The organism is Dyella ginsengisoli LA-4 (assembly GCF_000334915.1).
GTDB lineage: Bacteria > Pseudomonadota > Gammaproteobacteria > Xanthomonadales > Rhodanobacteraceae > Dyella_A > Dyella_A ginsengisoli_A.
Genome location: NZ_AMSF01000072.1, coordinates 43,688 through 49,979, shown reverse-complemented (window position 1 = coordinate 49,979; position 6,292 = coordinate 43,688). Strand labels below are relative to the sequence as shown.

Here is a 6,292-nt window from a genome sequence, read left to right as displayed (position 1 = left end):
ACGGTTGTGTCGCAACACCATCATGGCCCTCGAGGCCGAAAGGGGAGGAAGTCTCTTTTTACTCGTTCAAGGCGGACGGCTTCGCCGCCGCTTAACTCAGGCGTTAGATGGCAATGGACAGCACATGATCGTTGTTGCAGGACTAAACAAGCGCGAAGTACGTCGCATGCTGCTGTTGGGTATACCGTGGTTTGTCACGACCCTGATCTGCACACAAAGCCTCAGCTCCGTCTGGTTGATCCTTTTTGCCTTCGTTGCACTTCTGCCATATTCCTACTTCTATGTGCTGGCCTACACCAACGTCCAAGCCAATATCGGGCGGCCACCAGGCTGGCGTTTCTATCTCGGCTCGGTAGTTGTGCAGTTGCTTGTCATCGGCCTGATGTGGGCCGGCGCAAGCATCTAACTGTTCGTCCAAGCGGACGCCGTACCGGCGCCGCTTAACTCCAGCGTTAGGCAACATGGATAAGTTCCTACTCACCGACATCGAAGATCGCGTCTTGGCCATGGCTGAAGACGAGTTCGTTCACTTCAAGACCGCAAGGCCAGTGCTCGGAACGTTCTACGAACGAAATGTCACCTTTGAAGAGCTCTCATCTATCATTGGGCGCTTGTCCGCGCTGGGGCTCATCCGTTGGCGCATCAACCAGCGTGGGAGAATGTACTTTCGCGCTCGGGCACCAGTCAGTGCCCAGCACAACTGTTCAGCGGCATTTACGGCAACAACAGAGGGCAAAGCGCACCTTGCACAACCTCGGCGTGTTGCCTAACCAGTCGTTCAACGCGGACGCGCTGACGCGCGCCGCTTAACTCAAGCGTTAGCCTTGTCGAAGACTCACTTGCGTGACGTATTTGGCCACCCAGATGGAAACAAATAACCCATGCGACGTGTAGCGCCTCTTCTTGCGCTTGGTTTCGTCTTGGTATTTCGCTTAGTCCCTGCGGCGGACAGCGCCGAGCAGGTCGCGGGTTATATATACGACGGGACCGGAAGATCAAAAAGCACATCCATTGTCATCAACGTCACAACTCATGATGTCGCCATACAGGGAAAACCGGATGCGCGTATCAACAATCCGGCTGACGTGATCACCAACAATTACAAGGATTGCAGCAACAAAGACTTCTACTGCCTAACCGGCATGCTTGAGATCGTCATTCCCAAAGCCATGCCGATGAAACAATGGAAATACCACGACGTGTCCTGCCAGACTGTCGCGCAATCGAGAGGTGATGCTTACCTCATCACTTGTCGGTCACCCAAGTACCGTGGCCGACCGACCTATACCTATTCGCTCACGCGTGGCGTATTGTCCATCGAGAGCGCACCCGTGGCGGGTGACTACAGGTATGAATTACGCGGCAAATATGGATTGTTTTCTCCGGGTGTTCAACCTTAGGAGAGCGTTGTGCTCAGCCGTTGCGCATGCGGGCAAAAGGCGGCTGGGGCGAGCTTTTTGGGTGCTTCACTCTTGGTCAACACGCCACGCACCTAGTCTGGGCGTCGCGTCGCTGGCTAACTACTCGTCCGAGCGGACGCGACAGTTCCTACAGCTTGGTGGACACCCTGATCCAACTTTTCAGGAATGCCCATGCCCAGGCATGGTCCAGGAACCACCACCGGCTACAGCGAGCTGTTTGGAGGCTCCGCCATCCACCTGAGCCGGTACGCAGACGCAGAACGTCGGTCGACTACTTCGGCCGATCCTCGCATCACGAGTGGTGCGATACTCGCGGCGGCCACCCAAGGAGATCGCCATGCGCCATGCACGTCTGATCCTGGCTTCCTGCTTCGCCCTCGCCGCCTTGCCAGCCGCTGCACAGCACGGCATGGGTGGCCTGGCCAACGACGCCGCCGTCGCGATCAAGAACATGAAGATCGCGGACCGCAACCATGACGGCCTGATCTCCCGCGAAGAGGCGGAGAAGGGGCCGGTGCCGTTCATCCGTGCCCACTTCGACCAGATCGATCGCGAGCATCGCGGCGCGGTCTCGGTCGACGACGTAAAGGCCTACGTGCGTTCGCTGCAGCCGAAGCCTGCGACCGCGTCTTCCGCCAACAGCGGCAGCTGATCGCCGCGCTGCGCAAGAAGCGGATGGCGCCGGCGCGGGCCGGCTGAGGACACTGGGCTCCCCAAACACATGAGCCCATCCGATGCTGACCCTGTTCGACTACCTGCCCTCGCAGAACGCCTGGAAAGTCCGCCAGCTGCTGCAGCACCTGCAGCGCCCGTACCGCACGGTGGAAGTGAGCATCTTCGAGGGTGACGGCCAGCAGGCCGACTACCTGCGGATCAGCCCCACCGGCACCGTGCCGGCCATCCGATTGGAGGACGGCCGCGCGCTGGCCGAGTCCAACGCGATCCTGATGTACCTCGCCGAAGGCACGCCCTACCTGCCCGACGACGCTTTCGGCCGCGGCAAAGTGTGCCAGTGGCTGAGCTTCGAGCAGGAGCGGGTGGAGTCGGTGATCGGCGCGCTGCGCCACTGGACCCTCACCGGCAAGCTCGCGCGGCGCGCACCGGCGATCGTCGAGGCCAAACGCGCGGCGGCGCTGCGGACGCTGGCGATCCTCGAACGCGAACTGGCGGAGCGCTCGTTCCTCGCCGGCGAGCGCTACACCATCGCCGACATCGCGGTCTTCGCCTACGGCAGCCGTGCCGACGAAGCCGGGTTCCCGCTCGATGGCTATCCGGCGATCCGCGGCTGGATCGGCCGCGTGCGGGCGCAGGCCGGGCATCTGGCGACCATGCATCCGTACGACGTGGATCCGCATTCGTCCGGCGAGCTGCCCTGAGCCACCGGGCCTTCGGGCACGGGTCGGCGCGGGAGGGCCAATGGCATACTCGGCGTTTTCCGATTGCCGGAGTGGCCCCGATGCGCCTGTTGTCCACGCTCGCCGCGAGCGCCCTGCTGCTGCCGTTGGCAGCCCATGCGACCGATCCGTACTCGTACGCGCAACCCGACCAGGTCAAGGTCACCCACCTCGACCTGGATCTGAAGCTGGACTTCCCGCACAAGGAGCTGCACGGCCGCGCCACGCTGAGCCTGCACTGGGTGAACCCCAAGGCGAGCTCGCTGGTGCTGGACACGCGCGACCTGAAGATCGCCAGCATCGAGGGCATCGACGCCAAGGGCCACGCCCACGCACTGACCTACGCGCTGGCGCCGCGCGACAAGCAGCTGGGCAGCAAGCTCACCATCGCCGCGCCGAACCACCCGGCCAAGGTGCGCATCGTCTACGACACCTCGCCCGAAGCCACCGGCCTGCAGTGGCTGACCAGGGCGCAGACCGCCGACAAGAAGCTGCCCTTCATGTTCTCGCAGAGCGAGTCGATCCACGCCCGCTCGTGGGTGCCGCTGCAGGATTCGCCGGCGATCCGCATCACCTATGACGCCCACGTCACCGCACCGAAGGGCGTGCGCGTGGTGATGAGCGCATTGAACGACCTGCACCACCCGCTCGACGGTGACTTCCGCTTCGACCAGCCGCACCCGATCCCCTCGTACCTGCTGGCGATCGCCGCCGGCGACATCGCGGCCGAGGCCACTGGCCCGCGCAGCGCGGTGTATGCCGAGCCGTCGATGGTGCACAAGGCGGCGCACGAGTTCGAAGACACCGAGAAGATGATCGCCACCACCGAGAAGCTCTACGGCCCGTACCGCTGGGGCCGCTACGACCTGATCGTGCTGCCGCCGTCGTTCCCGTTCGGCGGCATGGAAAACCCGAACATGACCTTCGCCACGCCGACGATTGTCGTGGGCGACAAGAGCCTGGCCTCGGTGATCTCGCACGAGCTGGCGCACTCGTGGTCGGGCAACCTGGTGACCAACGCCACCTGGCGCGACGGCTGGCTCAACGAGGGCTTCACCACCTACGTGCAGGGCCGCATCACCGAGGCGGTGTACGGCAAGACGCTGGCCGACGAGGAGGCCCTGCTGTCCGCGCGCGCGCTGGAGAAGAGCATCGGCACGATGCCGGCGAACAGCCAGAAGCTGGCGCCCGTGCCGGGCGACGTGGATGCCGACGACGCGCTGTCCGACGTCGCCTACGACAAAGGCTCATGGTTCCTGCGCACGCTGGAGCAGCGCTACGGCCGCGCCGCGTTTGACCCGTACCTGAAGAGCTACTTCGACCACTTCGCGTTCCAGAGCATCACCACCGAGCAGATGCTGGCCTTCCTCAAGACCAACCTGATCGACAAGTACCCCGGCAAGATGAGCATGGCCGAGGTGAACGAGTGGGTCTACGGCACCGGCATTCCCAAGGACGCCCCGCTGCCGACCTCGGCGCGCTTCGACATGATCGACGCGAAAGTGAAGGCTTTCACCGCCGGCACGTTGGCCGCCGACAAGCTCGACGCGAAGGACTGGAACACGCAGGAGTGGATGTACTTCCTCGACCGCCTGCCCGACGTGCCCAAGCTCGGGCAGATGCAGGCGCTGGACGCCGCCTGGCACCTCACCGGCACGCCCAATGCAGAGATCGGCATGCGCTGGTACATCCACGCCATCGCCGCCGGCGACAAGGCGGTATGGCCGGCCGCGCGCGAGCACATGACGCGGATCGGCCGCATCTACCTGACCACGCCGGTGTACCGTGCCTTCGCCGCCACGCCCGACGGCCTGGCCTACGCCGAGGCCGCCTACGCGAAGGCGAAGGACGGCTACCACCCGCTGACCCAGCAGGCGATCGAGGGCATCTTCGCCAAGGCGGGGAAGGCCAAGTGATCGACCGGGGCGGAGCGTCAGCGCCCCGCCCCCGTCGAACCGGCGCCCACCGCAAGCTGTCACACCCCGGTTGTTTCCGATCGTCAGGCTTCTTCCATGGCTAAGCAGACCCCTCCCTCCCGCTCCGTCGCACCGGCCCCGGCCGCCCCCGGCGGCCGTCCGCTGTGGCAGCGCCTGCTGATCCGGCGGGTGAAATTCCTCGCTGCCGTGGTGGCGATGATCGGCCTCGGCCTCGGCGCGTGCTACCTGTTCGCGCCACAGTGGCTGATGCGCGCGGATGCGACGCGCCAGGCGATGGCCGCGCACCTGGACGAGAAATCCGTACAGGCCGGCGGCGCCCACTGGTCCTACTACGAAGGGGGGGAAGGCCCGACCCTGGTGCTGCTGCACGGCTACGACTCGAACAAGGCGGTGTGGCTGAAAGTGGCGGCGCAGCTCAGCCCGCACTTCCATCTGGTGATCCCGGACCTGCCCGGCTGGGGCGACTCCTCGCGCGACCCGGCCGCCGACTACGACATCGACACCCAGGCCGCCCGGCTGGACGGCTTCATGCAGGCGCTGGGCCTGCGCAACGTGACCCTGGTCGGCCACTCGATGGGTGGCGCCATCGCCGGCGTCTATGCCGCCGAACACCCGGAGCGGATCAACCGGCTGGTGCTGGTCGACTCCTTCGGCCTCAAGCAGAAGGAGAACGCCTTCGCCCGCGAGGCGCTGGCTGGCACCAACCCGTTCGACTACGACGATCGCGCCGGTTTCCAGCGCGCGTTCGCACTGGCATTCGAAAAGGTACCGGACCTGCCCGGGCGGTTCATCGACGTGTTCATCGCACGCAACAAGCGCGACCGCGCGTTCCTCGACAAGGTGTTCAACGAGCTGCGCCAGCCCTCGCAGTATCTCTCCGTGCAGCGGCGGCTGGACCAGCTGACCATGCCGGTGATGGGCCTGTGGTGCGCGGGCGACAAGATCAGCGACATCTCCGCGATGGACAGCCTGCGCGACGGCCTCGTGCACGCCTCGGCGATCAGCAGCACCACGCTGGTCGGCTGCAATCACATGCCGATGCTGGAGAAGCCCACGCAGACCGCGCAGGTCCTGACGGCGTTCGAACTGTCGCACTGAGGCCTCTTTACCTCGCAAGATTTCACGGCGACACTCCCCGGCTCCATTGACGGAGCAGACAGGGGAAGGGGATGGCGTTTCTGAAAGTGGTATTCCTGCTGGCAGCGCTGGTGGCGCTGCTGATCGCACCGGTGATGTACACCGCACGCGCACTCGGGGCGCAACGCACCACGATCGGGCCGGTACTCGGCTCGCTGGTGCTGCAGGTGATCCTGTCGCGGATGCTCAACGCGCTGCACTTCGGCGGCATGTTCGTGCACTTCATCCTGGCGCTCGCCGGCGGCGCGCTGATCTACCAGTGGGTGCTGGAGACGACGTTCCTGAAGGGCGTGGCGATCAGCCTGATCAGCAGCGTGATCATGCTGGTCGGAGCCCTGGTCATCCTGAAGATGGCGATCGGGTGAGACGGGAACCGCACCCGCGTCCCGTCGGGACGCGCGGG

General features: G+C 64.7%; 8 protein-coding genes. All 8 read left to right on the top strand.

Annotated features, from left to right (window positions below; genetic code table 11):
• The coding region (locus C693_RS0116365; protein WP_241762689.1) for a hypothetical protein at positions 1-406 on the top strand (406 nt) is incomplete at its 5' end.
• 55 nt (positions 407-461) lie between these two features.
• Positions 462-770 (top strand): hypothetical protein, encoded by a 309-nt coding sequence (locus C693_RS23830; protein ID WP_157798648.1) that lies wholly within the window; start codon positions 462-464, stop codon positions 768-770.
• Positions 771-881: 111 nt separating this feature from the next.
• On the top strand, positions 882-1,400 hold the full coding sequence (locus C693_RS23825; protein ID WP_157798647.1) for a hypothetical protein: 519 nt from the start codon (positions 882-884) through the stop codon (positions 1,398-1,400).
• A 358-nt stretch (positions 1,401-1,758) separates the two neighbouring features.
• Entirely contained in the window at positions 1,759-2,073 is a 315-nt protein-coding gene (locus tag C693_RS0116360; protein WP_017463358.1) for an EF-hand domain-containing protein, read from the top strand.
• A gap of 82 nt (positions 2,074-2,155) precedes the next feature.
• A complete protein-coding gene (locus tag C693_RS0116355) occupies positions 2,156-2,797 on the top strand; it encodes a glutathione S-transferase family protein (RefSeq protein WP_017463357.1) in 642 nt (213 codons plus the stop codon).
• An 80-nt stretch (positions 2,798-2,877) separates the two neighbouring features.
• A complete protein-coding gene (locus C693_RS0116345; RefSeq protein ID WP_017463356.1) occupies positions 2,878-4,731 on the top strand; it encodes a M1 family metallopeptidase in 1,854 nt (617 codons plus the stop codon).
• Positions 4,732-4,827: 96 nt separating this feature from the next.
• Positions 4,828-5,850 carry an alpha/beta fold hydrolase gene (locus C693_RS0116340; RefSeq protein WP_017463355.1) on the top strand — a complete coding sequence of 341 codons (1,023 nt, stop codon included), beginning with the start codon at positions 4,828-4,830 and terminating at the stop codon, positions 5,848-5,850.
• 71 nt (positions 5,851-5,921) lie between these two features.
• On the top strand, positions 5,922-6,254 hold the full coding sequence (locus tag C693_RS0116335) for a hypothetical protein (RefSeq protein WP_017463354.1): 333 nt from the start codon (positions 5,922-5,924) through the stop codon (positions 6,252-6,254).
• Positions 6,255-6,292: the final 38 nt, after the last annotated feature.

Coding starts and splice junctions, on each gene's coding strand:
- C693_RS23830 (WP_157798648.1), top strand. CDS start 462: ATGGATAAGTTCCTACTCACCGACATCGAAGATCGCGTCTTGGCCATG.
- C693_RS23825 (WP_157798647.1), top strand. CDS start 882: ATGCGACGTGTAGCGCCTCTTCTTGCGCTTGGTTTCGTCTTGGTATTT.
- C693_RS0116360 (WP_017463358.1), top strand. CDS start 1,759: ATGCGCCATGCACGTCTGATCCTGGCTTCCTGCTTCGCCCTCGCCGCC.
- C693_RS0116355 (WP_017463357.1), top strand. CDS start 2,156: ATGCTGACCCTGTTCGACTACCTGCCCTCGCAGAACGCCTGGAAAGTC.
- C693_RS0116345 (WP_017463356.1), top strand. CDS start 2,878: ATGCGCCTGTTGTCCACGCTCGCCGCGAGCGCCCTGCTGCTGCCGTTG.
- C693_RS0116340 (WP_017463355.1), top strand. CDS start 4,828: ATGGCTAAGCAGACCCCTCCCTCCCGCTCCGTCGCACCGGCCCCGGCC.
- C693_RS0116335 (WP_017463354.1), top strand. CDS start 5,922: ATGGCGTTTCTGAAAGTGGTATTCCTGCTGGCAGCGCTGGTGGCGCTG.